At 68.3% G+C, this 26,566-nt stretch carries 24 protein-coding genes; 15 read left to right on the forward strand and 9 right to left on the reverse strand.

Annotation, left to right across the window (positions count from 1 at the left end):
- Nucleotides 1-236 precede the first annotated feature (236 nt).
- Nucleotides 237-1,034: an FAD-dependent thymidylate synthase gene (gene thyX, locus K8V84_RS16495; protein WP_304075885.1), complete on the forward strand. Its 798-nt coding sequence runs from the start codon at nt 237-239 to the stop codon at nt 1,032-1,034.
- Nucleotides 1,035-1,092: 58 nt separating this feature from the next.
- On the opposite strand, the gene K8V84_RS16500 is transcribed toward thyX, so the two are convergent.
- Genes K8V84_RS16500 through K8V84_RS16510 form a run of 3 tightly spaced genes read right to left on the reverse strand, consistent with a single transcriptional unit; the run spans nt 1,093 to nt 3,527 of the window.
- Entirely contained in the window at nt 1,093-2,682 is a 1,590-nt protein-coding gene (locus K8V84_RS16500; RefSeq protein ID WP_304075887.1) for a tetratricopeptide repeat protein, read from the reverse strand.
- Nucleotides 2,600-3,202, reverse strand: coding sequence for an AAA family ATPase (locus K8V84_RS16505; protein WP_369696640.1), 603 nt, complete (start codon nt 3,200-3,202; stop codon nt 2,600-2,602). Before K8V84_RS16505 ends, K8V84_RS16500 begins: the two co-directional genes overlap by 83 nt.
- Entirely contained in the window at nt 3,150-3,527 is a 378-nt protein-coding gene (locus tag K8V84_RS16510) for a DUF6879 family protein (protein ID WP_304075889.1), read from the reverse strand. Before K8V84_RS16510 ends, K8V84_RS16505 begins: the two co-directional genes overlap by 53 nt.
- A 93-nt stretch (nt 3,528-3,620) precedes the next feature.
- On the opposite strand from K8V84_RS16510, the gene K8V84_RS16515 reads away from it, so the two are divergent.
- From K8V84_RS16515 to K8V84_RS16525, 3 genes are all read left to right on the forward strand, one after another.
- Entirely contained in the window at nt 3,621-4,271 is a 651-nt protein-coding gene (locus tag K8V84_RS16515) for a DUF5753 domain-containing protein (RefSeq protein WP_304075891.1), read from the forward strand.
- Nucleotides 4,272-4,274: 3 nt separating this feature from the next.
- Entirely contained in the window at nt 4,275-4,463 is a 189-nt protein-coding gene (locus K8V84_RS16520) for a DUF397 domain-containing protein (RefSeq protein ID WP_304075893.1), read from the forward strand.
- Between the two features lie 778 nt (nt 4,464-5,241).
- The gene (locus K8V84_RS16525) at nt 5,242-6,027 is read left to right on the forward strand and encodes a DeoR/GlpR family DNA-binding transcription regulator (RefSeq protein ID WP_304075895.1); all 786 of its coding nucleotides are present in this window, start codon (nt 5,242-5,244) and stop codon (nt 6,025-6,027) included.
- Nucleotides 6,028-6,042: 15 nt separating this feature from the next.
- Here the strand turns inward: K8V84_RS16525 and K8V84_RS16530 are convergent, their stop codons facing one another.
- From K8V84_RS16530 to K8V84_RS16555, 6 genes are all read right to left on the reverse strand, one after another.
- A complete protein-coding gene (locus tag K8V84_RS16530; protein ID WP_304075896.1) occupies nt 6,043-7,233 on the reverse strand; it encodes an N-acetylglucosamine-6-phosphate deacetylase in 1,191 nt (396 codons plus the stop codon).
- Nucleotides 7,230-8,084, reverse strand: coding sequence for a class II fructose-bisphosphate aldolase (locus tag K8V84_RS16535; RefSeq protein WP_304075898.1), 855 nt, complete (start codon nt 8,082-8,084; stop codon nt 7,230-7,232). The genes K8V84_RS16530 and K8V84_RS16535 overlap by 4 nt, the downstream gene beginning before the upstream one ends.
- A gap of 11 nt (nt 8,085-8,095) precedes the next feature.
- Entirely contained in the window at nt 8,096-9,010 is a 915-nt protein-coding gene (locus K8V84_RS16540) for a 1-phosphofructokinase family hexose kinase (RefSeq protein WP_304075900.1), read from the reverse strand.
- Nucleotides 9,007-9,963: an ROK family protein gene (locus tag K8V84_RS16545; protein ID WP_304075902.1), complete on the reverse strand. Its 957-nt coding sequence runs from the start codon at nt 9,961-9,963 to the stop codon at nt 9,007-9,009. The genes K8V84_RS16540 and K8V84_RS16545 overlap by 4 nt, the downstream gene beginning before the upstream one ends.
- 3 nt (nt 9,964-9,966) lie before the next feature.
- Complete coding sequence (locus K8V84_RS16550) at nt 9,967-10,851, reverse strand: SIS domain-containing protein (protein WP_304075904.1); 885 nt, start codon at nt 10,849-10,851, stop codon at nt 9,967-9,969.
- A gap of 133 nt (nt 10,852-10,984) precedes the next feature.
- The gene (locus K8V84_RS16555; RefSeq protein WP_304075906.1) at nt 10,985-12,751 is read right to left on the reverse strand and encodes a beta-galactosidase; all 1,767 of its coding nucleotides are present in this window, start codon (nt 12,749-12,751) and stop codon (nt 10,985-10,987) included.
- A 384-nt stretch (nt 12,752-13,135) separates the two neighbouring features.
- Between K8V84_RS16555 and K8V84_RS16560 the strand changes: the two genes are divergently transcribed.
- The 11 genes from K8V84_RS16560 to K8V84_RS16610 form a co-directional block, all read left to right on the forward strand.
- Nucleotides 13,136-14,437 carry an ABC transporter substrate-binding protein gene (locus K8V84_RS16560; protein WP_304075907.1) on the forward strand — a complete coding sequence of 434 codons (1,302 nt, stop codon included), beginning with the start codon at nt 13,136-13,138 and terminating at the stop codon, nt 14,435-14,437.
- 170 nt (nt 14,438-14,607) lie between these two features.
- Complete coding sequence (locus tag K8V84_RS16565) at nt 14,608-15,495, forward strand: sugar ABC transporter permease (RefSeq protein WP_304075909.1); 888 nt, start codon at nt 14,608-14,610, stop codon at nt 15,493-15,495.
- Nucleotides 15,492-16,406: a carbohydrate ABC transporter permease gene (locus K8V84_RS16570; protein ID WP_304075911.1), complete on the forward strand. Its 915-nt coding sequence runs from the start codon at nt 15,492-15,494 to the stop codon at nt 16,404-16,406. Before K8V84_RS16565 ends, K8V84_RS16570 begins: the two co-directional genes overlap by 4 nt.
- Nucleotides 16,407-16,633: 227 nt before the next feature.
- A complete protein-coding gene (locus K8V84_RS16575) occupies nt 16,634-17,854 on the forward strand; it encodes a right-handed parallel beta-helix repeat-containing protein (RefSeq protein WP_304075913.1) in 1,221 nt (406 codons plus the stop codon).
- A 222-nt stretch (nt 17,855-18,076) separates the two neighbouring features.
- The gene (locus K8V84_RS16580) at nt 18,077-19,078 is read left to right on the forward strand and encodes a YsnF/AvaK domain-containing protein (protein ID WP_304075914.1); all 1,002 of its coding nucleotides are present in this window, start codon (nt 18,077-18,079) and stop codon (nt 19,076-19,078) included.
- 341 nt (nt 19,079-19,419) lie between these two features.
- Complete coding sequence (locus tag K8V84_RS16585; protein WP_304075916.1) at nt 19,420-20,811, forward strand: NAD(P)/FAD-dependent oxidoreductase; 1,392 nt, start codon at nt 19,420-19,422, stop codon at nt 20,809-20,811.
- A 133-nt stretch (nt 20,812-20,944) separates the two neighbouring features.
- Nucleotides 20,945-21,280 (forward strand): DUF2795 domain-containing protein, encoded by a 336-nt coding sequence (locus K8V84_RS16590; RefSeq protein WP_304075918.1) that lies wholly within the window; start codon nt 20,945-20,947, stop codon nt 21,278-21,280.
- 227 nt (nt 21,281-21,507) lie between these two features.
- Nucleotides 21,508-22,263, forward strand: a complete 756-nt coding sequence (locus K8V84_RS16595; RefSeq protein ID WP_304075926.1) for a CDP-alcohol phosphatidyltransferase family protein — start codon at nt 21,508-21,510, stop codon at nt 22,261-22,263.
- Nucleotides 22,264-22,465: 202 nt separating this feature from the next.
- Nucleotides 22,466-24,970: a mannose-1-phosphate guanyltransferase gene (locus tag K8V84_RS16600; protein ID WP_304075927.1), complete on the forward strand. Its 2,505-nt coding sequence runs from the start codon at nt 22,466-22,468 to the stop codon at nt 24,968-24,970.
- 583 nt (nt 24,971-25,553) lie between these two features.
- Nucleotides 25,554-26,099: an FHA domain-containing protein gene (locus K8V84_RS16605; protein WP_304075919.1), complete on the forward strand. Its 546-nt coding sequence runs from the start codon at nt 25,554-25,556 to the stop codon at nt 26,097-26,099.
- Between the two features lie 170 nt (nt 26,100-26,269).
- Nucleotides 26,270-26,566 (forward strand): bifunctional nuclease family protein (locus tag K8V84_RS16610; protein WP_304075922.1); only part of this gene is annotated, 297 nt, incomplete at its 3' end.

A 26,566-nucleotide genomic window follows, 5' to 3' on the forward strand; every position in this document is an offset into this window, starting at 1 on the left:
CCTCTAGCGAGCGGCCGAACCTTCCCAACGAGCACTGTTCTTCGACGAGAGCGGCCAGGGGTCGGGTGTGTCCCCACCCTCGCACGGGAGGACAGACCCTATTCCTGAGTCGGGCGTGTACCCTCGTGGGAGGCCGATCGGCCCAACCCCATCGCGTGTACCGTTCCCCGATCAGATCCCCGGGTCACGGGATCGAAGCGTGCCATGGGTCGGGGGAATTGCGAGGAGAGGGTGCTGTGAAGAAGGTCGATCCCCAGGTCCGCCTGGTCGCACGTCCGCAGGTGGACTACGACGCCATCACCGACTACCTCAAGGAGGTCGGGGGCGAGGCGTGGATCGAACGGTTCGACCGAGGTGAGCTCGACGCCCACCTCAACGACCCCCAGAACCTCGCCGAGTTCGCCGGGCGTTTGTGCTACCGCTCCTGGGAACCGGGGCTCAACCCCAACGTCACCCGGGTGCGCAAGGACCAGGACCAGTACCTGGGCAACCTGCTGGCCAGCCTGCACGGTTCGGTACTGGAGCACATCAGCTTCAGCTTCGTGCTGCACAACGTCTCGCGTGTGCTCACCCACGAACTCATCCGCCACCGTCCCGGTGTCGCGGTCTCCCAGGAGTCGCTGCGGTTCGTGCGCCTGACCGACCTGCCGTTCTGGTTCCCGGACTGGGCCGAGGAGGACCCCGAGCTGATGGAGCGCGCCACGGCGATGCTCCAGCAGATGGAGGAGTTCCAGTTCTGGATGGCCGAGCACTTCGGTCTGGACGACGAGGGCGTGAAGTTCGCCGAGAAGAAGCACAAGACGTCGTTCATGCGTCGCTTCGCCCCCGAGGGCGTGGCCACCGGTCTGGTGTGGACCGCCAACGTGCGAACCCTGCGGCACACCCTCGAGGCCCGTACCGCCCCCGGCGCGGAAGAGGAGATTCGCCTGCTTTTCCAACTCATCGGTGAGACACTGAAGGAGGAGGCCCCCGCGCTGTTCGGCGACTACGTCGTCGAGGACGGCGCCTGGGTGCCCCGGTGGCGCAAGGTCTGATCGACCTCCCATGACCGCCCGCCCCGGCCTCTGCCCGGGGCGGGCTCCTTTGTGCCCATCAGGGTTCCAGAGCGCCCAACCGTTCCTCCACCTCGCGGGTACGAGGGTCGTCGTGGTCCCGGAGGTAGTCCAGGGCGGTGCTCCATGCCTCACGTGCCCGCCCCGCTTCGTTCAGCCCGACATGAGCCTCACCCAGGCCGAGCAGGGCCACCGCACGGCTGTCGGCGTCCTCATGCTCGCCGAAGACCGCGATGGCCGCCCGGTATTCCGGAACGGCTTCTGAGCCCCGGTCCATGCCGGTGAGGATCCGGCCCAGGGAACAGCGGGCCCAGGCCACGCTCCACCCGGCGCCGATCTCCTCGAAGACGTTCATGGCCGCCTGACAATGCCCGAACGCCTCCTCCCACCGGTCCAGATCCGCACCGAGGTCGGCCAGGCTGAACAGGGACGTCGCCTCGCCCCGCCGCTCTCCGGCCTCTCGGAAGACCACGCGGGAGCGCTCCACGAGCCTCACGGCTTCGGCGTCCCGTTCACCGCGTTGCCAGGCGACCAGAACCAGTTGCCGCAGTGCGAACCCCTCCACCCAGGTGTCGCTGGTCTCCAAAGCCGACCGGTAGTGCCGCTCGGCCTTATCGAGGTCCCCTATCAGCCACAGGGCGTCGCCCATACCCAGATGGTTACGGGCCGACCCGAAGGGATCCTCGGCGTTCTCCGCCGCCCTCAGCCCGACCCCGTGCAGGTCCACCCATGCGTGCCAGTGTCGATGCGCCTCGAACAGGGGGTGGATACTAGCGGGCAGGCGCCAGGCCTGGTCGTGATGGCCGTGGTCCAGGGCGGCCTCCGCCACGGCGACGAGGTTCGTGTGCTCGGTCTCGAACCAGGAGAGGGCCTCTTGGAGAGAGGCGAAATCGGGTAGCTCCTGCGGTGTCTCGCCTCCGGGCACGACGGGGAAATGCGGGTGCGCGGTCAGCTGAGCCTGGGAGGCGGCATGTGTGTACCACCGCGCGATGCGTCCGATGATCCTGGACACCCCATCATGTCCGTCTTCGGTACGAACCCGTTCCACGGCGTACAGACGCACCAGGTCGTGAGGACGGAAGCGGTCGACGCGCGGCCGTTCCACGAGGTTGGCCCGTGTCAGGCGGCCCAGAAGCCTACGGGCCTCGGTACCCGGGACACCGGTGAGCGCCGCCGCGGCCGCGACGGAGAACTCCGGTCCCGGATGCGGTCCCAGGCGCCGGAAGAACCGGGCGGCCTCGGCGTCCAGGCTCTGGTAGGAGGCGGTCATCACGGCACGTAGGTCACTCAACTCGTCCTCCTCCGCGAGAGTGTCCAAACGGGACTCTTCGGCGGCCGGCTCCTCCACCAGATCGATCAGCGCCGTGTCCGGCCGGTCAAGGAGCCGCTCCGCGGCGACTCTGAGGGCCAGTGGTAGGCGTGCGCACTGCTCGGCCAGATTGTGTGCGGCCTCCGGTTCGGAATCCACGCGCGTTCCGACCGTTGCTCGCAGCAGATCCACCGAGTCGGAAAGGGGAAGGACACCCAGGAGCAGGCGTTCGGCGCCCTCATGCGCGACCAGCCCGGGGAGCGTGCTTCGACTGGTCACCACGGTCATGCTGCCGGATGAGGCGGGTAGGAGAGGTCGCACCTGCGCCGGATCGAGTACATCGTCGATGACGACCAACAAGCGCTTGCCATGCACCTCGGATCGGTACAGTGCCGAGCGGCCCTCCCTGTCCAGGGGGAATGCGCTCAGTGGCGACCCCGAGTGTCCTCAGGATCGTGTCGAGCGCCTGGGAGGCTTGCGCACGTGCTCCGGGAGCGTGGCCGTGCATGCTGACGTAGAGGTCCCCGTCCGGAAAGCGAACGCGTGCCCGATGGGCCCAGTGCACGGCCAACGCGGTCTTGCCGACGCCGGGTGGCCCGGCCAGGAGCACGACTGGTACACCCTGACCGGACGCCTGTGTCGTCAGTGTGTCCAGCTGCCGTAATTGAGCCTTGCGGTCCACGAACCTGTTGGCGGGTAGCGGAAGTTGGCGAGGAACGAAGGTGGCTCGACGGGCTTTGGGCGTGATGTGGACATCACCGTGCACCGCTCCCGTCTGCAACAGGGCTTCAGGATCGCCGTGCGCGGTGTTGGTGGTCCGATGATTCTCGGTGTTCGTCACAGGGTCGCATGTCGATGTCGAAGCGCTTCTCGTATTCGCTGAACGGAGTGGCCAGATGCAGTGCCCGGTCACGTACGGCGTTGGCCCGTACCAGCTCGTCGGGTTCACTCACCGGTTCAGGGGTGAGCATGGTGCCGTCCGGGGCGTAGTTCATGCGCACCAGGCGCTCTGAGTCGAACAACCAGTAGTCGAATCGAGGGATGCCCTCAGGCCAGGAACCCTCACCGATGGGCAGGATGTTGACGTCTTCGCCCGCTTCGACGTTGGAGCGGTAGGCACAAACGCACTCGAACCGCAGGTAGTCCGTGAGGGGCTCGATGGCCACGTGGCCAGGGCCATCGACGTGGCACCGAGCAGCATCACCAGGTGGGAGGACCCCAGCGGGGCGATTCCTCGTAGGCGTGATCTCCATGCGTTGTTGGAGTACTACGAGGTATCCGAGGGCGAGACCGATCTTTACCTGGAGTTGCGTGAGCGTGCTCGTGGGTCGGGTTGGTGGCAGAGGTACGGCATCAAAGGGGACTACGGCACCTATATCGGTCTCGAAGGGGATGCGCGCAAGATCGAGCGCTATGACGCCATCCACATTCCCGGCCTGTTCCAGACGGAGGACTATCAGCGAGCTCTGGCCGCGGGCAGCATGGCCGACCTCGGTCAGGAGGAGATCGACAGGCGCATCGGGGTGCGTAAAGAGCGCCAACGGGTGTGGATGAGTGCTCGTCCCCAGACTTGGGTCATCGTCGATGAGGCCGCTGTTCATCGGAGGGTGGGAGGAGCCGCGGTCATGCGTGCTCAGCTCGAACACGTGATCGGGCTCATGGCGGAGCCGCATGTGACCGTTCAGCTGCTCCCGTACGAGGTGGGTGTCCATGCGGCAATGGAGACGGGGCCGTTCACCGTCATCGATGTCGGTGCCCTCAGTGTCGTACACGTGGAACAACACAAGAGTGTTCTCTTCCGGGATGATCCTCATGAAGTGGAGGAGTATCTACGCGTACTGGATAAGCTACGCATGGAAGCCCATGGGGACGCGAAGACCAAGGCTGGTCTGCGTAGCGCGCTGAGGTGAGACTTGAGGGAACAGTGGTACAAGAGCAGCTACTCCAAGGCGAGTGGGGAATGCGTTGAAGCTGCTCGCTCGGTCTCGGGAGAGTGCGGCATGCGTGATTCCAGACAACCGGACCTCGGGCACTTGATGTTCTCCTCGATGGAGTGGAGTACCTTCGTCTCCTCCATGAAGGGCACTGACACCCCCGGGTAGCCGCACGGCTTCGAGCCTTGGTCCCCGGCTGAGCCAGGAGATTCGCCCGCCGCTTCACCACATCGCTGAGACACCGAAAGAGGAAGGGCCCCCGCGTCGTTCGGCGATCATGTCGTCGAGGGCGGCGCTCGGGTGCCCCGGGGCGCAAGGTCCGATCGACCTCCCATACCGCCCGCCCCGGCCCCTGCCCGGGGTGGGCTCTTCCTCGTCCCTCCGAGGGTCCTCCACGACTGAGATCGAGGTACCCATCAGATACTCGGTAGGCTGATGGAAGCACACGCGGATGGCAGGATCGAAGTGGGCCCCTCCAGCACGCGCCGAGGTGGAATTCGAGGGAGCGGTGGTGCGGGGCCGGCTATTCCTGCCGTTGGCAGGGGGTGGAGGCAGACCGCCTCCTCTCCGAGTGCCACGGTGTGCGTTATCACAAGCACGCTGAGTCTGGCCGTCCGGGCTTTTCGCGCGTCGAATCGGAGAGTGCGAATTTTCCCCGGGTGACCGCCGGTCGTGATGGTGGGTGCGCGGGCGCGAAGCGGCAAGGTCGACGGAAGAAGTGCCTGGTGAGGATCGACGGGTTCTACCGGATCCGATCCCGTGGACGATGTTCGGGGTCTTTCTGCCGTGTGCCGGGAAAAGTTCCATATCGTTAGAATTTCGAGCGACTCATTTGAGATACTCTGACCTGAACGATAACCCCTTCGATAACCGTCCGAAGCCATCCGGTCGGTTCTCTCGCAGGAACAGGTAAGAGCGCACCGCAACGTTGGGAACGGAAATCACCGTGGAGCGAGAAGAACGCCTGTCGCGACTGGTCGAGTACATTGTCGCGGAAGGCTCGGTGCGTATCGAGGAGATCACCGACAGGTTCGCGGTCTCCATGCCCACCGCCAGGCGGGACCTGGACGCGCTCGCCTCGCAACAACTCATCGTTCGCACCCGTGGTGGGGCGATGGCCAACAGCGGTTCCGGTGACATTCCGCTGCGTTATCGCACCTCGCGTCAGTGGCGCGAGAAGAACATGATCGCCCGCCAGGTCGCGAAGATGGTCGAGCCCGGCAGCGTCATCGCGTTCAACGGCGGCACCACGACCACCGCCGCGGCGTTCGAAGTGGGGGTTCGCGCCGCCGCCGACAAGAGTTTCTCCGACACCGAGACGACCGTGGTCACGAACGCGATCAACATCGCCAACGACCTCATCGTTCGACCCCAATTGCGCATCGTGGTGCTCGGCGGGGTGGCCCGACTGCGGTCCTATGAACTCATCGGCCCGCTGACCTCGCTCATTCTCCCCGAGATCACCGTCGACACGCTCTTCCTCGGGGTCAACTCCATCGACCCCGGAAACGGCCTGTTCACCCAGGACGACGGTGAGGCCGCGGTCAACGCCGCCCTGACCCGAACCGCTCGACGCGTGGTCGTGGTGGCGGACTCGACGAAGTTCCAGTCCACGGCCTTCGCGAGGATCTGTGAGCTCGACGCCGTGCACGGTCTGGTGACCGACTCCGGGGTGGCCCCCGAGATGGTCGAGGAACTCGAAGGCAGGAAGGTCGAGGTCACCGTCGTGTGACCCCGACCTTTCGGATCAAGCGGGTCGGGGAACCTCACGTCCCTCGACCCAGACCGCGCGCACGCGCAACCCCTCGTCCAACAGGACCGCGTCCGAGACGGCACCGACCCGCAACGTACCCAGATCGGGCCGACCGATCGCCCTGGCGGGGATGGTGGTCAAAGAGGCCACCGCCTCGGGCAACGACATTCCGCTGCGCGTGGTCGCGATCCGCAGGGCGACGTCGGTGGTGAGGGTCGAACCGGCGATGGAGTCACCCTCGCTCAGCCGGGCCACCCCCTCGCGTACCCGTACCGGAAGTGAACCGAGTACGTACTCCCCGTCGGCGCAACCCGTCGCGGCCATCGCGTCGGTGACCAGTGCGATCCGCCCGGGGGCCAACGCGTGGAGGAACCCGATCATCGTCGGGTCGACGTGCACGCCGTCCGCGATGACCTCCAACGTGGCCCCGGACTCGACGGCGGCGGCGACGGGTCCCGGAGCGCGATGGTGCAGCCCGCGCATCCCGTTGAACGCGTGGGTGAGGACGCTCGCACCCGCGGCGAAGGCGTCACGGACGACGTCGGCGTCGGCCCCGGTGTGCCCCACCGCCACGGTGATCCCCTCGCCGACCAGGGTGTCGATCGCCCACAGCGCCCCGGGGAGCTCGGGGGCGATGGTGACCTGGCGGATGTTGCCCCGACCCGCCCCGAGCAGGGCGTCGACGGAGGCACGGTCGGGCTCGGTCAGATGGGCGGGATCGTGCGCACCACGATGCGAGTCCGCCAGGAACGGTCCCTCCAGGTGCACGCCCAGCACGGTGGGACGCAGGGACACGTATTCGTGCAGGGCCTTCAGGCGGTCCGTGATCTGCGGGATCGGAGCCGAGACCAGGGAGAGGACGACGCGGGTCGTGCCGTGCGCGGCGTGCACGGCGAGGGCCTCGTCCAGAGCGGCGGCGCGAGCCTCGGCGTCGTCGAAGCCGGTACCGGCCGCCCCATGGCAGTGGATGTCGACGAAGCCCGGGGTGAGGATCGCTCCCGTGCCGTCGCGCAGCGTGCGGGCGGTGCGTTCACTCCAGCTCCCTCCGCGGCCCCGAGCGTGTACTCGCCCGTTCCGGAAGGCGATCCAGGCGTCTTCGAGGCGCACCCCCTGGTCCACGAGCGCGACGGAGTGGATCAGCACGTCGTCCGCGTCGGGGTCGCCGAAGCCCGACAGGGCGCTCATGCGGCCACCACTTCCTGCTCGGCGATGACCCGGAGCAGTCGTGCCGACTCCGCCGCCATCGCCTCGCGGGCGGGACCGAGGTACTTGCGCGGATCGACCATGCGGGGGTCGTCCCCCAGACGCTCACGGACGGTTCCGGTGAAGACGCCGTTGAGGTGGGTGGACACGTTCACCTTGACGATCCCCGATCTGACCGCCTCGCGAAGTCCGCAGTCCGGGACCCCGGAGGAACCGTGCAGGACCAGCGGGACGGGAACGGAGTCGCGCAGGTCACGGATGAGCCCGTTGTCGAGAATGGTCTCGCGTCGGGTCATCGCGTGGGTGGAACCCACGGCCACGGCCAGGGCGTCCACCCCGGTCTCTTGCACGAAGGAGAAGGCCTGGTCGGGGTCGGTACGGACCCCGGGCCTGTGGGCGCCGTCCTTGCCGCCGATCTCCCCGAGTTCGGCCTCGACCATGACCCCCGCGGCGCGCGCGTACTCGACGACGGCCCGCGTGGTGGCCACGTTCTCCTCGTAGGGCAGGGCCGCTCCGTCGTACATGACCGAACCGAACCCGAGGTCCACCGCGGCGCGGGTGAGGTCGGCGTCCTCGGCGTGGTCGAGGTGGAGCGCGAGGGTGGCGGTCGACTCCTCGGCGAGCTGGGCCACGGCCTTGGCCAGCGGGCCCATACGGCCCTGGTGGTAGACGACGCAGTTCTGTGAGATCTGCAGGACGAGGGGGAGACCGCTGGACTCGGCGGCGCCGACGAGGGCCTGGGCCGTCTCCAGGTTGACGAGGTTGAACGCCCCCACACCCACACCGCGTGCGGCGGCGTCGGCGAGAAGGGGGGCGGTGGGGCGAAGCGGCACGGGTTCTTCCTTCAGGTCTGGGAGACGACGACCTCGTGGAGGAGGTCGGGGTGGCTCTGGTGGAGTGTTCCGGCGAGCGGGGTGAGCACCGCGGCCGCGGACCAGGCGACCGCCCGGCGCAGCGCCTCGGCCGGCGCCTCGTCGTTCGCGCCGATCGAGATGGCGGCGACCGCGGCGTCTCCCGCACCGGTGGGGTTGCCGCGCAGTACCCGCCCCAGGCGGGCGTGCAGCACGGCCTCGGACGGGTCGGCGGGGACGGCGAGCATCCCCTCCTCGCCGAGCGAGACGAACACGAGCCGGGCGCCTTCGCGCTGCAACGTCCGCGCACCTTCGATCGGGTCGGCGACGCCGGTGGCCGTGCGCAGTTCGTCGAGGTTCGGTTTGAGGACGTCGGCCCCGGCACGGGCCGCCGAGAGGAGGGCACGCTTGCTCAGGTCGGCGATGACGCGTACCCCCGCGGCCCGGCCGAGCCCGACGACGTCGGAGACCAGGTCCTCGGGATGTGAGGGAGGCAGCGAGCCGCTCATCACCAGGGTGCGCGCCTCGGAGGTGTTGCGCTCCACCAGGTCGACCAGGCCGTTCCATTCGTCACGAGTGCGAGCGGGACCGGTCTCGGTGATCATCGAGGTGCGTCCGGTCTCGGACTCGACGATCGCGTAGGTGCACCGCGTGGCCCCTTCACAGGAGAGGAAGTCGGTTTCCAGGCCGTCGCCGAGGTCGGCGGCGAACCATCCGGCCTCCTCCTTGCCGACGGGGGCGATGGCCCGCGTGGCGTGCCCGGTCTGGGCCAGCACACGGGCCACGTTCAGGCCCTTGCCCCCAGCGCGTCGGCGCGCGGGAGGGACCACCTGCGTGGTGCCGGGGTCGAACATCGGGGTGGTGATCGTGAGATCGACCGCCGGGTTGGGGGTGACGGTCACGATCATGGCCGCGGACCTCCCTCACGCCCTCGCGATGGGATGGCGCATTCCCTCGCTCCGATGGCGGCGCCGATCACCCCGGCGTCCTCGCCCAGACGCGCTCGTGACAGCCGCGTCGGACGAAGACGGAAACGAGCGTCCACGCCCACCTGGAGGGGGCCGAACAGGTCCTCGCCGGCCTCGGAGAGGCCACCGCCCACGACGATCGCCTGCGGTGCCATCGCGGCGCTCAAGTGCGCGATCCCCGAGGCGAGGGCGTCCACGGCCGACGACCAGATCATCTTGGCCGCCCGGTCACCGGAGCGGGCGCGTTCGAGCACCTCCCGCGCACCGGTGACCGCTTCGCCGGAGGCCTTGCCATAGCGACGCGCGATCGCCGCCGCGGACGCGGTCGCCTCCAGGCAACCGCGATTCCCGCACGGGCACGGCTCCCCGGCCGGGTCGACGACGACGTGGCCGATCTCCCCGGCGTAACCACCGCGAACGTGGGGTCGGCCGTCGACGAAGATCGCCGCGGCGATCCCGGTCCCCACGGTCAGGACGGCGACGTCCCGCAGGCCACGGGCCGCCCCGAGCCGTAGTTCGGCCAACGCGGCCGCGCGTACGTCATGGGCGCAGACGGCGGGTAGACGGAAGTGCTCCCGAACGAGGGACCCGAAGTCGACGTCGCGCCAACCCAGGTTCTCCGACCAGACCCCGACCTCGCGGTCTTCGTCGAAGACTCCGGGAAGGGCCACCCCGACGGCCTCCACCCGATCGAACCCGGGAAGGTCCCGGGCCGCCTCGGAGATGGTCTTCAGGATCGCGGTCGGGGTGTCGGGGTCGCCCGGCGGGGTCGGGACGCGCACGGGAGGGCCGATGTGGCCGGACTCGTCCACCACACCGATCTTCGTCTCGGTCCCTCCCACGTCGGCGGCGAGAACCGGGGCCCCCGGCCCGAGGCCGACCTGTTCGGTCATGGGTCAGTCTCCGGAGAGGACGACGGAGCGGGTGAGCGAACGCGGGTGGTCGGGGTCGAGCCCTCTGTCCTGGGCCAGGGCCACGGCGAAGCGCTGCGCGACGACCAGGGCCGCCATCGCGTCGAGTTCGTGGTGCACGAAGTCGGCTCCGGCGCCGGCGACCTCCTCCGCGAGCCCTTCGGGCACCTCGCCCAGCGCCCACACGAGCCGGCCCGGTTCGGCGATGGCGAAGGGGCCGTGGCGGTAGTCCATGGCCGGGTAGGCCTCGGCCCAGAACCGAGCCGCCTCGCGGGTCTTCAGCGCGGCCTCCGAGGCCAGCCCCACGCTCCAGCCACGGCCGAGGAAGGTGACCTGTTCGGCGGTCAGGAGCGTGGACAGGTCGATCTCCAGCGCTCGGCGACCGTGTTCGGCCACCGCGGCGATGTCCTCACCGAGGTGGGCCCGCAGCAACGCCAACGTCGTCGTCGCGAAGCGCGTCTGCACCACGGACTGTTCGTCGGCGAAGGCCAGGACGATGGTCTCGCCGGCCAGGGCGGCGGCGGGGGAGTCCTCCACCCCGGTGATGAGCAGGCTCGGCGCCCCGCCGAGGGCGCGGAGCAGGTCGATGACCTCCGTGGTCGTCCCCGATCGGGACAGCGCCACGACCCGGTCGTAGTCGCGGCCGGCCGGGAACTCCGAGGCGACGAAGGCGTCGGTGACCCCGGCTCCCCGGGCTTCGCGCAGGGCCGCGTAGCTCTGGGCGACGAACCAGCTCGTGCCGCAGCCGACGACGGCGACACGTTCCCCGTCACGGGGGAGGCGACTCTCGACCTCCGGAAGGAGCGACGACGCGTGCTCCCACAGGTCGGGCTGGGAAGCGATCTCTACATCGACGAAGGTGCCTGGCATGTTCCCACTTCTCTTGGCAGTGCGACGCCATCAAGCGATGACGTCTCATGATCCTAATAGAGAGAAACGATCAAAATCAATCAGATGATCCGTGCTCGTGATCGTCCCGGCCCGATGGCCGTTCAGTGGCGGCTCACAGGTTCTCGACGTACTCCTCGGTGGGGCCCAGATCCGGGCGGTCGCGCAGCTCGACCTCCGCGCCGCGACGTTCCAGTTCGAGCACCACGATCTCGTTGTCGCCCGTCCGGAGCAGGGGCCGTGGCACGTAGAGGGTCCGCTGGGGGCCGACCTCCCAGTAACGGCCGAGGAGGAAGTCGTTGACCCACACGAACCCCTTCCCGAACCCGGGCAGGGCCAGATGGGCGTCGGCGGGTTCGGGCAGGGTGACGGTCGCGAACGCGAAACCCGCGCCGCGGGGGTCGGTGTCGCCGGCCTCGGTGACCGCCCGCCGGTCCCAGGAGTCGAAGGGGAGCTCCGAGACGTTCCATCGCTGGATCATCCGACGACCATCGACGAGCACGGGTCCGACGAGCCCCTTGCGTTCGCCCAGCCGGGGGCCGTAGTTGATCTGACCGAGGGCCTCCACGAGCAGGGTCACCCGGCTCGGACCGCCGTGCCCCGACACGGTGACCGAACCCGAAGCGGTGACCGAGCCGACGAAGACCCCGTCCACGTACACCAGAACACGGTCCCTGACCTCCTGAAGCGTCAGCTCGACCGGGTGGTCGGGCAGGAGGACCTTCGCCTCGTAACGGACGATGGGGCCCTCGAAGCCGAGTTCCTCGAACGAACCCGTCGAGTACGTGGGCACCGGTGCGGAGCAGAGCTCCGTCAGCCCGGCGAGGAGCCCGGTCCCCGCCGCCGCCGGCACCGTCACGGGCGTGACCATCGCCGGTGGTTTCGAACGCACCACCTCGGGTGCCCCGAGGGCCCTGCGGATCGCGTGGAACTTCTCGGTCAGGGTTCCGTCCTCGGCCACCGCCGCGTCCGAGTCGTAGCTGGTCACGGTGGGTCGGAGTTCTCCGTCCACGTCGTTGGCGCCCGCCCAGGTACCGAAGTTGGTGCCGCCGTGGGCCATGTAGAGGCTCACGCTGCCGCCGTCCGCGACGATGTCGGCCACCGTCGCCGCGGCGTCGGAGGCGTCACGCACGTGGTGGGGGTGACCCCAGTGGTCGAACCAACCGTTCCAGAACTCCGCGCAGAAGAACGGCTCCCCGGGCCTTCGCCGACGCCCGACGGACCGGGCCTCGTCCGCGCGCGACCCGAAGTTCAGCGCCATGAGGGCTCCATCGATCGCCCCCGTGTCGAGCATGGGGTCGGTCGGGCCGTCGGCCGTGTAGAGCAGTTCCCGGACGCGTCCACGAACGAGGAGGTCGCGGATGGCCGGCACGTAGTCGGGATCGTCGCCGAAACTTCCGTACTCGTTCTCGACCTGCACGGCGATGACAGGCCCTCCGAAGCAGGCCTGGAGGTCGGTGAACTGGGGCAGGAGGGCGTCGAACCAGGTGGCCACGGGTTCGAGGAAGCGGCCGTCCCCGGTGCGCAGCGAGGTGTGCCCGGCGGTCAGCCAGGTCGGGAGCCCCCCGTTGGTCCACTCCGCGCAGATGTAGGGACCCGGCCGCACGATCGCGTCGAGGCCGACCTCCGCGGCGGTCTGGAGGAAGCGTCGCAGGTCCCGCCATCCCGTGAAGTCCGGTGCCTCGTCCCGACGCGGCTGGTGGAAGTTCCACGCGACGTAGGTGTCGACGGTGTTGAGCCCCAGGTCGACCAGGCGAAGCAGACGGTCCCGCCACTGGTCGGGGTGCACCCGGAAGTAGTGCATCGATCCGGCGAGGATCTGGTGGGGCGAACCGTCCCGCCAGAACCTGCCGTCACGGTGGGTGAGGGTCGGGGCGTTCACGGCCGAATCGACGCCGGATGACGGGTGGCTTGCCATGGGGCTCCTAGCGATGGAAGGGGAAGGCCCGACCTCCTGCGCGCGGTGCGACCCGGGGGAGGCGGACGAGCGGCCCACCTCGGGGCCGACCACTGGGACAGTATGAGCGGTTTCGCTCGCTTGTCCATAGATTCGTTCAGGAAAGTTCACCGTGGGCTGGTCGACCCCAGGGGATGCGGGGCTTCGGTGACCATCCGTGTGATCGCCGTCTCTGTGCGTGAAAGCCATAACGGGTTGATTAATGATGATTGATCTCACGGCATATCGATCGTAATCTCTCATTTCACTAGACACCGTTGCGACGGCGTGGGCGATGGTCACGCAGAGCGACTTCACGAGGAGTGTGGGATGAGAAGGTTCGCCCGGTCCAAGATGGCCACGGCCTGCGCCGTACTCGGTTCGGGGGCACTGCTGCTCACGGGATGCGGCTCCGGCGCCGGCTCCGACGGCGAGGCGGTCACCCTCAGTTACCTCCACCGCCTGCCCGATGGTGAAGGCATGACCCCGGTGAGCGAAATCGTGGCCAAGTGGAACGAGTCCCACCCCGAGATCCAGGTCGAGGCCACCAAGTTCGACGGTGACGCCAGTGAGATGGCCCTGAAACTGGAGACCGACGTCAACGCGGGCACGGGGCCGTGCCTGGCCCAGGTGGGTTACGGCGAGGTGCCCGACCTGTACGTGAAGGGCCTGCTCCAGGACGTGCGGTCGGAGGCCGACCGGTACAAGGACAACTACTCCGAGGGCGCCTACTCCCTGATGAACGTCGGGAACACGGTCGTCGGGCTGCCCCAGGACACCGGTCCCCTCGTCTACTACTACAACGAGGCCGCCTTCGACCAACTCGGCGTCGAGGTGCCGACCACCATCGACGAACTGAGCGAGATCGCGGCGAAGGCCGCGGCCCAGGACCGGTACGCCGTGGCGTTCACGCCCGACGAGGCGCAGTACTGGCTCTCCGGTCAGGCGGCCGCGGCCGGTGACAACTGGTTCACCGCCAACGGTGAGGAGTGGCTCGTCGACACCGGCGGTGCGGGCACCGAGGTGGTGGCCTCCTTCTGGCAGGAGCTGATCGACGACGAGGAGGCACTGGTCCAGGACCGGTGGGGTGACGAGTTCACCCAGGCGCTGACCGACGGTTCCCTCATCGGCCACATCGGCGCCGCGTGGGAGGCCGGCTTCCTCCTGGACCCCCTCGACGGAACCGAGGCCGAGGGTCAGTGGCGCGTCGCGCAGCTCCCCGCCTTCGGTGAATCGGCCACCACCGGTCCCGACGGAGGTTCCGGTGTCGCGGTGATGAAGGACTGCGAGTACGCCGAGGAGGCCATGGCGTTCAACGACTGGTTCAACACCCAGGTCGACGACCTGGCCACCCAGGGACTCGTCGTCGCAGCCACCGGGGCCCCCGAGACCCCTGAGAAGATGACGCGACAGTTCGGTGGACAGGACGTCTTCGAGGAAATGAACGTCGCGAACGCCGCACTCAGCCCCGACTTCGTGTACGTGCCCGGGTTCGCCGCGCTCTCGGCGATGAACACCACGGCGTCGGAGGCCGGCGAAGGATCGGTGCCCGTCGCGGAGATCTTCGAGACCGCGCAGACGACGAGCGTCGAAGCGCTCGACAACCTCGGCATCGCGGTGGCCGACAACTAGGAATCGTTCGGTGCGGATCCGGCCGACGAGCCGGACCGGATCACCCCCGACACCGATCAGGCCGATCCGAGAAGAGCGGTCACCCCTCCTCTCGGGTCGGCCCCCGGAAAAGAGAACCCATGCCACTCACTCTTGCGGCGAAGACCGAGAGTCCCCGCTCGAAGGCGCGGATGAGCGGGAACGGCCTCACAGGTTTCCTGTTCCTGGCCCCCTTCCTCGTCCTGTTCGTCGTCGTCTTCCTCATCCCCATCATCGTCTCGATCCGGTCGGCGCTCTTCGCCCAGGTGGCCTCCGGCGGTGGACTCTACGGTGGCGGTGAGCTCGTCGACCAGTTCGTCGGACTCGACAACCTCGTCGCGGCCGCGACGAACGGTGCCTTCTGGAAGGGCATGGGCAGGGTCACCCTGTTCGGGTTGATCCAGGTCCCGCTCATGATCGGAAGCGGTCTCTTCCTGGCCCTTCTCCTGGACTCCTTCATCGTGCGCCGGGTCGCCTTCTTCCGTCTGGCGTTCTTCCTGCCCTACGCCGTTCCCGGGGTCATCGCGGCGATGATGTGGGCGTACCTGTACACACCACGGCTGTCACCGTTCCTGGAGTACCTCCCGGACGGCACGAATCTCATGGCGCCCAACGTCATCATCCTTTCGATGGCGAACATGACGACGTGGACCTTCACCGGCTACAACATGCTGATCTTCCTCGCGGCTTTGCAGGCGATCCCGCGGGAGCTGTACGAGGCGGCGAGCATGGACGGGGCGACGGGGTTCCAGATCGCGACCCGGATCAAGATCCCGCTGGTGCGCGGTGCCGCGCTCCTGGCGATCCTGTTGTCGATCATCGGGACCGTCCAGTTGTTCAACGAGCCCGTCATCATGCAGACCGTCAACCAGTGGATGGGCAACGACTACACGCCGATGATGCTGGCCTACAACAGCCTCATGGGGCAGGTCACGCCTTCGGGCAGCGGACCGGCTTCGGCCGTCTCGCTGCTGATGGCGGTCATCGCCGGCGCACTCGCCGCGATCTACGCGTTCGCTCAACGACAGAAGGGCGAGTGACCTTGTCCGTCGCCACCACCGCCAAGAAACCCCGTTCGCGTCGGGGCCGGACCGGACCCGGGTTCCCCCCTCCGTCGCTCGGTCCGTCACCGCTCGCCCGCGCGCTGGGCATCATGGTCCTCATCGGGGCCTGCCTGTACTTCCTCGTCCCCGTGTACTGGCTGATCGTCGCCTCGACCAAGAACAACGCCGACCTCGCGTCGACGTTCGGTCTCTGGTTCGCCGACTTCAACCTCGCCCAGAACTACGAGAGCCTGATGCACTGGACCCAGGGCCTGTTCTGGCGCTGGGTCGCCAATTCGGTCCTGTACTCCGGGGCGGCCGGGGCGATCGGCACCCTCCTGGCCGTGATGGCGGGCTACGGGATCGCGAAGTTCGAGTTCCCCGGGAAGAAGGTCTTCGTCGGCGCGATCATGGGAGGTCTCCTCCTTCCCATCGCGCTCCTGACCGTTCCGCTCTACATCGAGTTCGACGCGCTCGGGCTCACGAACACCATCTGGGCGATCATCATCCCGTCCGCGGCCTCGCCCTTCGGTGTGTTCCTGGGCATCGTCTTCGCCAAGACCGCGGTCCCGACCGAGATCATCGAGGCGGCGCGCATCGACGGAGCGAGCGAGGCGCGGATCTTCTTCACGATCGTCCTCCGACTCCTCGGACCGGCGATGGTGACGATCTTCCTCTTCATCTTCGTCGCGACGTGGAACAACTTCCTGCTGTCGCTGCTCATGGTCTCCTCACCCGAACTGAAGCCCGTCACCCTGGGCCTCTACGGGATGATGAGCTACTTCTCCCCGGACAAGGGAGCGGTCATGCTCGGCGCGCTCCTGGGGATCGTCCCCCTCGTCATCCTGTTCTTCACGCTGCAGCGGTACTGGCGTTCGGGGCTGGCCGCCGGCGCGGTCAAGGGGTGACCCTGCTCCCGGCGAACGTCGCCTCACCCCGGCCTCTTTGAGGATCGCCCACGCTAGGCGTGTCCACGAGCCCGCCTCCGCAAAACCCCGGAGGCGGGCTCTTCGGTGTCCCCTGCCCGACCGGTATCGGGAAAGCGTTTTCCGTGCTAGCTTCCCGAACTCGGAGCGCTCCCACCCCCGCTCGGCCCGAGCGGCCCCTCCGTTCGGGCCCGTACAGGAGAGGCACCATGAACGATCCCCGACACACCAGGACCCGCCGCGCGCGACGCGCGGCCACCGGATCCGCGGTCGCCGCGCTGACCCTCGGCGTCGGCCTGGCCACAGCCCTGACCACCACCGACGGTCCCGGACCCGTCGTGCAGGCCGCCGGAGTGAACGCCGACGCCGCCGCCGCGGAGTGCGGTTCCGGTACCTACCGGGCAGAGGTCGTCCAGGACGGTTCCACCTGGACCGTTCGTGTGGGCGCGGACGTCGTCCACGAGGGCGAGGACATGCTCACCGCGATGCGCGCCGGGGTCGAGGGCCTCGACCCCGGACGCAGCGAACAGCAGGGTGTCGTGGTCCACGGATCCGGTTCCATGCCCGGCGACACCTCCCTGGACCTGCCCTCGCACACCCTCCTGGAGGTCTGCGGAACCATCGACGTCACCGGGCCGGTGGCCGCGAACCACGCCGCGGTGCGCATCCGGCGCGTCGAGGACGTCACCGTTCCCCACCTGTCCCTGACCGGAAACCCCTACTTCGGTGTCTTCGTGCAGAGCGCCCAGGACGTGCACTTCGGCCAGGTCGACCTGCGTCTGTCCTCCGGACTGGGCATGCGCATGGACAGCCGCGACGACGACTCCGGCCGCACGGCCCGTGACATCGGCATCGACGACGTGTTCGTCTCCGGTACCGACAACCACGGTGTGGAGACCTACGGCGTCGACGGGTTCACCGTCGGCACGGTGACCGCACGCGACACCGGCTACTCGGGGCTGTTGCTCAACGACACGGAGAACGCCGACATCGGCCTGGTCGACGCCGAGAACACCGGAGCCGGGACCGGGTACGCCGCCTTCCGCATGGCCAACCGCAACGGCCGGGTCGGTGACGCCTACCCCACCAACATCCGGGTCGGTGAGGTCCGTGCCCGTGGAGGTGGACGCGGCGTCTTCTGCGTGTCCGAGAGCGGCGGCGCCGTCATCGACCGGGTCGACATCGCCGACACCGGCGGCAACGCCGTGCTGATCGAGAACTGCCACAACGTGACCATCGCCGCCGAGGGCGGGACCGTCCAGGGCCCCGGCGACATCCGGATCGCCGCCCGGGACGAGTTCGACAACACCTCCGACGTGACCCTGTCCAACCTCACCGTGGTCGACAGCGCCATCAACGAACAACCCTGCGCGGTGAACACCCGCGTGGTCGACGTGGTACTGGACGGGAGCCGGGACGACACCTGCTGACCCGGCCGCGGCCCGCGTCCGGCCCCGGTCCCGAGAGGGTCAACGGGGCCCCGGGCGCGGGTCAATGATTCCCGTGCCGGACCAATAGCAGGATCGGATTCGGTTGGAACTCGCATAAGTCCTGGTGAGAGTATTCGTATCGGCACCTGGTGAGGGTAGGGGGCGAGGGCGATCGGAAGGCGAACCAGCCCCGCCTCCCGCGAACCAGGAAGGGGTTGCGCAGTGACCAGCGAACTCGTACCGGAGAACCTCATCGGGCATCACGTACTCGACCCCGAAGGCAACAACGTCGGGAAGATCAAACAGGTCTTCCTGGACGACCGCACCGGGGAGCCCAGCTGGGTCTCGGTCCACACCGGACTCTTCGGGATGAAGGAGACCCTGGTGCCGCTCCAGGGGGCCCGACCGATGGCGGAGGACATTCAGATCCCCTACGACAAGGCGACGGTCAAGGACGCTCCGCAGGTGGAGGCCGACCGCCACGTCGCTCCCGAGGACGAGGCGATCGTCCGCGACTACTTCGCCAAGCACGGCGGTGTGCCCCGACAGAGCGGGGGCGAGGCCGACAGCATGAGCGGGCCGCCCCCCACGGGCGCGCCGGTCACCACCGACCAGGACCCGACCATGGGAGAGGGGCGCCGCGACACCGACGAGGCGATCCCCATGGGCGAGGGCGGCATGACGACCGAGGACCGCGAGGCCGGCGGACCGGGGCCGATGGCCACGGACGAGGAGACCAACACCTGGACGGAAGAGGGCGACACCGGCACCATGGTCGGCCGTACCCATTCGGGTGAGCGTCTGGGCGGCCCGGTCGACCCGGGTGCCGAAGAGGTCTCGATGATCCGGCACGAGGAGCAGGTGGACATCGGTGTCGAACGCCGAGAGAGCGGGCAGGCGCGGATGCGCCGGCTCGTGGACACCGAGCGCTTCGAGGAGACCGTCCCGGTGCACCACGACGAACTGGAGGTGGAACGTCGGCCGATCACCGACCCCGCCGAGGTGACCGACGAGGATGAGACGGGCACCGACATGGAGGAGGGCGAGCAGGTCTTCACGCTCTACGAGGAGCGCCCGGTGGTCTCCAAGAGGAGGGTTCCGGTGGAGGAGGTCCACGTCCGCAAGCGCGACGTCACCCGTGAGGAGCACGTCGAGGGCGAGCTCCGCAAGGAGCGGTTCGAGTTCGAGGGCGAGGAGGACACGCCGCCCTCCGACTCCAAGTGATCGGAAAGCGCCATCGTGCGCCGGGTGCCTTCGGGCGCCCGGCGCACCGCTTTGTGCGGGGCTCGGTGCCGGAAGGACGAAAGGAAACCGAAAGCCTTGCGCACTAGGTTTCCTGAACGAGGGGTGTCGGGGACGGACGACACCTCGCGGTCAGTCCCTCCCCGTGGCCCGCCGCCCCGGGGAGGGGTGCCTCTCGGGCGGTGGCCGGTGGAGAGCGCCGGCCACCGTCACCCCTTCGACGATCGCCCGCCCGGGTTCTCCCGGGGTGTCCTCCCAGGTCGGAGCCGCACGTGAGCTTAGGCTCGCACTTGTCGGCCGCCGACAGGAGCAGGGGGAACACGATGAGCGAGGACGTGAACGGGGAGAGCGCCCGGGAAGAGGTCACCGGCGAGGAGACCGCCGAGCGCGACGCCGAACCCGAGCCGCGTGGCCGTGACGCCGAAGCCGGCCGCGGCCACACCATCGTCCTCGGGGCGGGCATGTCCGGGCTGGCGGCCGCCGACCGACTCGCCGAACAGGGGGAGAGGGTCACCGTACTGGAGGCCCGTGACCGCACCGGCGGACGGATCCACTCCGTGTACACCTGGGGCGGAGCGGCCCTGGACGTCGGCGCCTCCTGGATGCGCGGTGAGGAGGACAACCCGCTCTCCCGCCTGGTCCGCGAGGCCGGCGTGCGTACGGCGACCTTCAACCGGGCCACCGAGACCGCCTACGACCCCAAGGGGCGGCGTCTCCTCTTCGACCGGCACCGCCGCAACATGGAGGACGTCAACCTCCTTCACGAGCACATGTACTGGGCCACGGTCGCTGCCGGCGAGGAGGAGTCCATGGAGCAGGGCATCGAGCATGCCCTCTACGACGTCAACCTGGTCCGTGCCCGAGCCCGAGACGCCGCGGAGATCGTGCACCGCATGGCCGAGGGCGATCACGGCGCCGACGCCGAGGAGATCGCCTTCACGGCGGTCTCCGCCGGCCACGAATTCAGCGGTGACGACGTCGTCTTCCCCGACGGGATGGGTCGACTCACCGACCATCTGGCCCGAGGACTGGACGTGCGCTTCGAGCACGTCGTGCTGTCGGTGGACCACGACGAGGACGGGGTCCGGGTCCGGGTGGACACCCCGGGCGGAGAGGAGACCCTCACCGCCGACCGCGTCCTGGTGACCCTGCCGCTGGGGGTCCTGCAGGCCGGCCAGGTCGACTTCGATCCGCCGCTGCCCGAGGACAAGCGCGAGTCGTTGAAGCGACTGGGCAACGGTCGCCTGGAGAAGCTGTTCCTGCGCTTCGACGAGGTCTTTTGGGGCGACGCCGAGGTGATCGTGCACCTGGGGACCGAGGAGGGCACCTGGTTCCACTGGTACTCGGGACAGAACGTGTTCGGGGTTCCGGTCCTGGTCTGTCGCAACGGCGGCAACGCGGCGCGCTTCCTGGCCGGCAAGGACGACGCCGAGGTGGTCGAGCACGCCATGGAGTCGCTGCGCGCCATGTTCAAGAAGGCACCGGACCCGATCGACCACTACCTGACGCACTGGATGGACGACCCGTTCGCGCGAGGAGGGTTCTCCTTCACCGCGGTCGGTTCCGGTGACCAGGACCGTTTCGCGTTGAGCGACCCGATCGGGGAACGCGTCTTCTTCGCGGGGGAGGCCACCGTCGTGGAGCACAGCGCCACGGTGCACGGCGCGTTGCTGTCGGGGCTGCGGGAGGCCGAGCGCATCCTGGCCCTGGGCTGATCCCCTCGGCGGGAGATTGTGCCCGGTGACGGGCGGGTAGTGCGATTTCACGGGCCGCGCACCCCTTTGACCAGGGGAGTCGTGCCTACGAGGCCGACGGTGTCATTCATCGAACAAGCAACAGGGGGCCATGATGGGGACCGAACACGGTGTCGAGGGTCTGAAGACGATTCTGGGCCAGGTGCCCTTTCCCGCGGACAAGGAACGGATCCTGGACCGGGCCGCCTCTTTGGGCGCCGACGACGAGATCATGAGGGCGCTGAGGGCGATGCCTCCGGTGGACTACGACCGACCCGACGACGTCCTGCGGTCGGTGCCCATGGACGAGTCCGGCACGGACGCGCGCAAGGAATCCGATCGGGCCCGGCAGCGCCGGGAACACACCAAACCCGGTCTTTCCGAGACGATGAAGGACACCGGGCCGGTGAACCCGATCGAGGAGGAGACCGGGGAGAACCGCAAGTCCTGAGCGGGCGGGGGCAAAGGGACCCGCGACCGCGCCCGGTGACCCGTTCGTCGGTTGAAGCGCCCGAACCGGAAGATGAGTCCGTACAGGCTACGATCAGTGTGCGGCCGTTTCGCCGGGTCACGGGACATCGACGGAACGCGCTGCGGCGGGAGACGAAGATCCCGCCGGTTATCGTGGTCGCCATGGGGCGATCCGCGCAAGAAGGCAGACACGAGGCGGGGGGCAGTGTGGCCGGCCCGGTGGTCACCGACCGCATCTGGACGGTTCCCAACCTGTTGAGCATGCTCCGGTTGTTGGGCGTTCCGCTGTTCCTGTGGCTCATCCTGGGCCCCGAGGCCGACTGGTGGGCGCTGCTCGTGCTCGCCTTCGCCGGGATCAGCGACTGGCTGGACGGCAAGATCGCCCGAGCCTGGAACCAGGCCTCCAAACTGGGGCAGTTCCTCGACCCGGCCGCCGACCGGCTCTACATCTTCGCGGCCCTGCTGGGTCTGGTCATCCGCGGGATCGTGCCGTGGTGGCTGATGGCCATCCTCGTCCTGCGCGACGTCCTCATCATCGGTGCCCTGCCGCTGCTGCGCCACTTCGGCTACGGCCCGCTCCCGGTGAACTTCGCGGGCAAGGCCGCCACCTTGTGCCTGCTCTACTCGTTCCCGTTGTTGTTCGTGGCCGAGTACGCGTCTCTCGTGGGAGATGTGGCCAAAATTGTAGGTTGGGCGTTCGCACTGTGGGGAACGGCTCTTTACTGGTGGGCCGGGTTGCTCTACGCCGTGCAGGGACTACGCCTGATCGGACAGTCCCGCCGTGCCGAACGCGCTGATCACGAGGGTGTGAAAACGGGAGACCCGGACAGCGACGAAGGACACGGCAGGTTCACGGAACGGGACGATTCGACCGCACCGGCGACCGTCGACGGCAAGTCCGGCGCGGCGCCCGAGGGCCCGGAGAGACCGGGCCGTCAGGACCGGGACGGTAACGGGTCCTGATCCGTGACACCGGCGGGCCGGCTCACCTGAGTCCTGTCGGATCGAAAGGGAGTGTCGTCTCCGTCATGAGAACATGTCCCACCGCGCGCGCCGGCGCGCGCTCCGAAGAACACGCATCCCCCATCGCCCCCCACGGCCCGGCCGTTCGGGGGGATCGGGGATGACCGCACCCAACGAAGAACCCAAGCCCACCACGCCTCCCATGAAGGCCGTCGTGATGGCGGGCGGCGAAGGTACCCGCTTGCGCCCCATGACGGCCAACCAGCCCAAACCGCTCCTGCCGGTGGTCAACAAGCCCATCATGGAGCACGTCCTGCGCCTGCTGCGCAAGCACGGATTCACCGAGACGGTCGTCACCGTCCAGTTCCTGGCCACGCTCATCCGCAACTACTTCGGTGACGGCGAGGAGCTCGGGATGAAGCTCCACTACGTCGCCGAGGAGGTCCCCCTCGGGACCGCCGGCAGCGTCAAGAACGCCGAGGAACATCTACGCGGCGAACCGTTCATCGTCATCTCCGGTGACGCGCTCACCGACATCGACCTCACCGACATGCTCCGCTTCCACCGTGAACGCGGCGCCAAGGTCACCATCGCTCTGAAGCGGGTCCCCAACCCGCTGGAGTTCGGCATCATCATCGTCGACGATCAGGGCCGCATCCAGCGGTTCCTGGAAAAACCCACCTGGGGACAGGTCTTCTCCGACACCGTCAACACCGGCATCTACATCATGGAACCGGAGGTCCTGGAAAGGGTCGCCGCCGGCGAGGTGGTCGACTGGTCCGGTGACGTCTTTCCCGAACTCCTGGCCGAGGGCGAACCCCTTTACGGGTATGTCGCCGACGGTTACTGGGAGGACGTGGGCACCCACGAGAGCTACCTGAGCGCCCAGGCCGACGTGCTCTCGGGCAAGGTGGACGTCGACATCGACGGCTTCGAGGTCTCCCCGGGCGTGTGGGTCGGAGAGGGCTCCGAGGTCAGCTCCGAGGCCGTTCTCAAGGGACCGCTCTACATCGGCGACTACGCCAAGGTCGAGGCCGGCGCGGAACTGCGCGAGTACACCGTGGTCGGCAGCAACGCCGTGGTGCGCGCGGAGGCCTTCGCCCACCGCACCGTTCTCCACGACAACGTGTTCATCGGCCGCGGCGCCAACCTGCGCGGCACCGTGATCGGCAAGAACACCGACGTCATGGCGGCCGTGCGGATCGAGGAGGGCGCGGTCATCGGTGAGGACTGCGTCATCGAGTCCGAGGCCTACCTGCACAACGACGTCAAGGTCTACCCGTTCAAGACCATCGAGGCCGGGGCGGTGGTCAGCACCAACGTCGTCTGGGAGTCACGGGGCCAACGCTCCCTGTTCGGTCCCCGCGGCGTGTCCGGCCTGATCAACGTCGAGATCACGCCCGAACTCGCGGTCCGGTTGGCCAACGCCTACGCCACCACCCTGAAGAAGGGTGCGATGGTCACGACCTCCCGAGACGTCTCGCGCGCCGCGCGTACGCTCAAGAGGGCCATCATCAGCGCGCTCACCGCGACCGCCATCGAGGTGCGAGACCTGGAGGTGGTGCCACTGCCGGTGGCGCGCTTCCACACCTCCCAGAGCGGCGTCAGCGGCGGCATCGTCGTGCGCACCAGCCCGGGGGACCCGGAGTCGGTCGACATCATCTTCCTGGACGGCGAGGGGGCCGACCTGTCGCCGGGCGCCCAGCGCAAACTCGACCGGGTCTTCTCCCGCGCCGAGTACCGGCGCGCGTTCCCCGGGGAGATCGGTGAGCTGACCTTCGCCGCCCGCAACATCGAGAACTACTCTCACGACCTCCTACGGTCCGTGGACACCTCCGGGGTGGCCGAGGCCGAGCTGAAGGTGGTCGTGGACTGCGCGGGCGGTACGGGTTCGCTCATCCTGCCCTCGCTGCTGGGCCGGATCGGCGTCGACGTGCTCACCGTCAACAACCGGCTGGACGAGGCCTCGCCCACCGACACGGTCGCCAAGAAGATGCGCGACCTGGAACGTCTGGGCGAGTTGGTGTCGGGTTCGGGCGCGGACTTCGGTGTGCGTTTCGACCCGGTCGCCGAACGTCTGTCCATCGTGGACGAGAACGGCGAGCTGATCGACGACGACCGCGCGCTGCTGGTGGTGCTGGACCTGGTGGCCGCCGAACGCGGTGCGGGCAAGGTGGCGCTGCCGGTGACCACCACCAGGGTGGCCGAGCGGGTGGCCGGCGCCCACGGAGTCGAGGTGCACTGGACGGCCACCGCCACCCACGAGCTCACCAAGGCGGTCCGCGCCGAAGGCGACGCCATCATCTTCGCCGGCGACGGCCGGGGCGGATTCGTCCTCCCCGAGTTCAGCTCCACCAGTGACGGCATCGCCGCGTTCGTGCGGTTGCTGGGGCTGGTGGCGCGGACCCGTCGCCCGATCGTGGAGATCGACCGGGCGATCCCTCAGGCGCACCTGTTGCGCCGTTCGGTGCCCACCCCATGGGCGGTCAAGGGCAGCGTCATGCGCGCGGTCGTGGAGGCCGCCAAGGACCGGGAACTGGACACCACCGACGGCGTCCGCGTGATCGAGTCGGACGGAAGCTGGGCCTTGGTACTCCCGGACACCGCCGAAGCGGTCACCCATCTTTGGGCCGAAGGTCCTGATTCGGACAAGGCTCAGGCCCTGTTGGACGAATGGGCCTCCGTCGTGGAGCGTGCGGAGGGCTGAACCGGCAGGTCGTGGGCGTGGGCGGCGACGGCCGTCCGCGCCCACGGGCTTCGGTCCGCCCGCGGGGAGGGCGGAACCGCCCGACAGGGCGGTCGAGCGGACGAATCGAGCGGAACCCCAGGTCGGCCCACGGGCGGGAGGCCGAAGAAAATCCACTCCGCGTTCAACAGAACCAAACCCCTCGGACGGGCATCTGCTCCAGAACAGGCGTTGATCTCTTCCGAGGTCCGGTGTGGCGGTGCCCCGGGTGCCGACTCCGCCGAGCCCGTCGCGCGCCCGTGCCACGGGGGAGCGAAACCCTGTCTGGACAGGGATATGGTTTAAAGTCGAGTGTTCCCTGAAGCATCTCGTCACCACCGACCGCAGGGGGTTCCGGCAACGGCGGACGCCCGTCGGGGTGACAAGGGGCAGAACATGGGGGATGAGACCTAGCGACCGACCGTGTGGGACGATCCGTTGCCGCGAAAGCGGAACGTCCCACCGAGCTCCGGACGTTGAGCGGGCACAGTGTCCGACCGGCGACCGGAGCCACCGATCAGCCGAATCAAGCACCGCCCCGTGCGGTAGGAGGCCGAGCCGACCTATGTCGAGCGTTTACTGCACGCAGTGCGGTCACGCCGTTGCGGATGATGCCCGTTTCTGCTCCCACTGTGGAACCCCCCTCCGCGGGGCCGACCAGCAGAGCCCGCCGTCCAACACGGGCGGGGAGCCCGGTGGGGGAGACGTCACCTCCACCATCTCCATCTCCGGGATACAGGCCCTGGAGGACGAGGAAGCGGGTGAGGATCTCGGCGGCGACGACCCCGCCAGCGCCGACGCGTTGCCCCCGGGCACCGCACTACTCGTGGTCCGGCGTGGGCCCAACGCCGGAAGTCGTTTCCTTTTGGACAGCGACGTGACCACCGCCGGGCGCCACCCCAACAGTGACATCTTCTTGGACGACGTCACCGTCTCCCGACGCCACGTGGAGTTCTTCCGCAGGGGCAACGGGTTCGGGGTTCGTGACGTCGGTAGTCTCAACGGCACCTACGTCAACCGGGAACCGGTGGACGAGGCCGAGCTGGGCGGTGGGGACGAGATCCAGATCGGCAAGTTCCGGATGATACTGCTGACCAAACCCCGCCGATGACGGATCGGTGACCACGGTCGACGGTGGTGGGAGGGTCGAAGAGGTTTGCGGCCCCCCACCTCCGGAGAGCTTTGTAACGAAGGGTGCCGATTTCGCCCTCGGGTCCTGATCCAACGGGGGAGCAGGGACGAGCGCCCAGCCGGCATGACGACTCGTGGGACGGAGCCGCTGTGAAGCACATGGAGGTCGTCGGCGTCCGGGTTGAGATGCCCTCGAACCAACCGATTGTCCTGCTCAAGGAATCCGAGGGTGACCGCTACCTGCCGATCTGGATCGGTGGGGTGGAGGCCACCGCCATCGCCTTGGCCCAACAGGGGGTCGCGCCCGCCCGACCCCTCACGCACGACCTGTTCCGGGACGTGCTCGACGCTCTGGAGACCGGCCTGGAAACGGTACGGATCACGGGGCTGAGCGATGGCATCTTCTACGCCGAGCTGGTCTTCAGCAACGGTGTCGAGGTCAGATCG

This window comes from Nocardiopsis listeri (assembly GCF_020741345.1).
GTDB lineage: Bacteria > Actinomycetota > Actinomycetes > Streptosporangiales > Streptosporangiaceae > Nocardiopsis > Nocardiopsis listeri_A.

What these genes read in the sequence shown, in the direction of transcription:
- K8V84_RS16530 (WP_304075896.1), bottom strand. Translation starts at nt 7,233, where the DNA reads ATGAGCGCCCTGTCGGGCTTCGGCGACCCCGACGCGGACGACGTGCTG.
- K8V84_RS16540 (WP_304075900.1), bottom strand. Translation starts at nt 9,010, where the DNA reads ATGATCGTGACCGTCACCCCCAACCCGGCGGTCGATCTCACGATCACC.
- K8V84_RS16545 (WP_304075902.1), bottom strand. Translation starts at nt 9,963, where the DNA reads ATGACCGAACAGGTCGGCCTCGGGCCGGGGGCCCCGGTTCTCGCCGCC.
- K8V84_RS16550 (WP_304075904.1), bottom strand. Translation starts at nt 10,851, where the DNA reads ATGCCAGGCACCTTCGTCGATGTAGAGATCGCTTCCCAGCCCGACCTG.
- K8V84_RS16560 (WP_304075907.1), top strand. Translation starts at nt 13,136, where the DNA reads ATGAGAAGGTTCGCCCGGTCCAAGATGGCCACGGCCTGCGCCGTACTC.
- K8V84_RS16565 (WP_304075909.1), top strand. Translation starts at nt 14,608, where the DNA reads ATGAGCGGGAACGGCCTCACAGGTTTCCTGTTCCTGGCCCCCTTCCTC.
- K8V84_RS16575 (WP_304075913.1), top strand. Translation starts at nt 16,634, where the DNA reads ATGAACGATCCCCGACACACCAGGACCCGCCGCGCGCGACGCGCGGCC.
- K8V84_RS16585 (WP_304075916.1), top strand. Translation starts at nt 19,420, where the DNA reads ATGAGCGAGGACGTGAACGGGGAGAGCGCCCGGGAAGAGGTCACCGGC.
- K8V84_RS16590 (WP_304075918.1), top strand. Translation starts at nt 20,945, where the DNA reads ATGGGGACCGAACACGGTGTCGAGGGTCTGAAGACGATTCTGGGCCAG.
- K8V84_RS16600 (WP_304075927.1), top strand. Translation starts at nt 22,466, where the DNA reads ATGAAGGCCGTCGTGATGGCGGGCGGCGAAGGTACCCGCTTGCGCCCC.
- K8V84_RS16605 (WP_304075919.1), top strand. Translation starts at nt 25,554, where the DNA reads ATGTCGAGCGTTTACTGCACGCAGTGCGGTCACGCCGTTGCGGATGAT.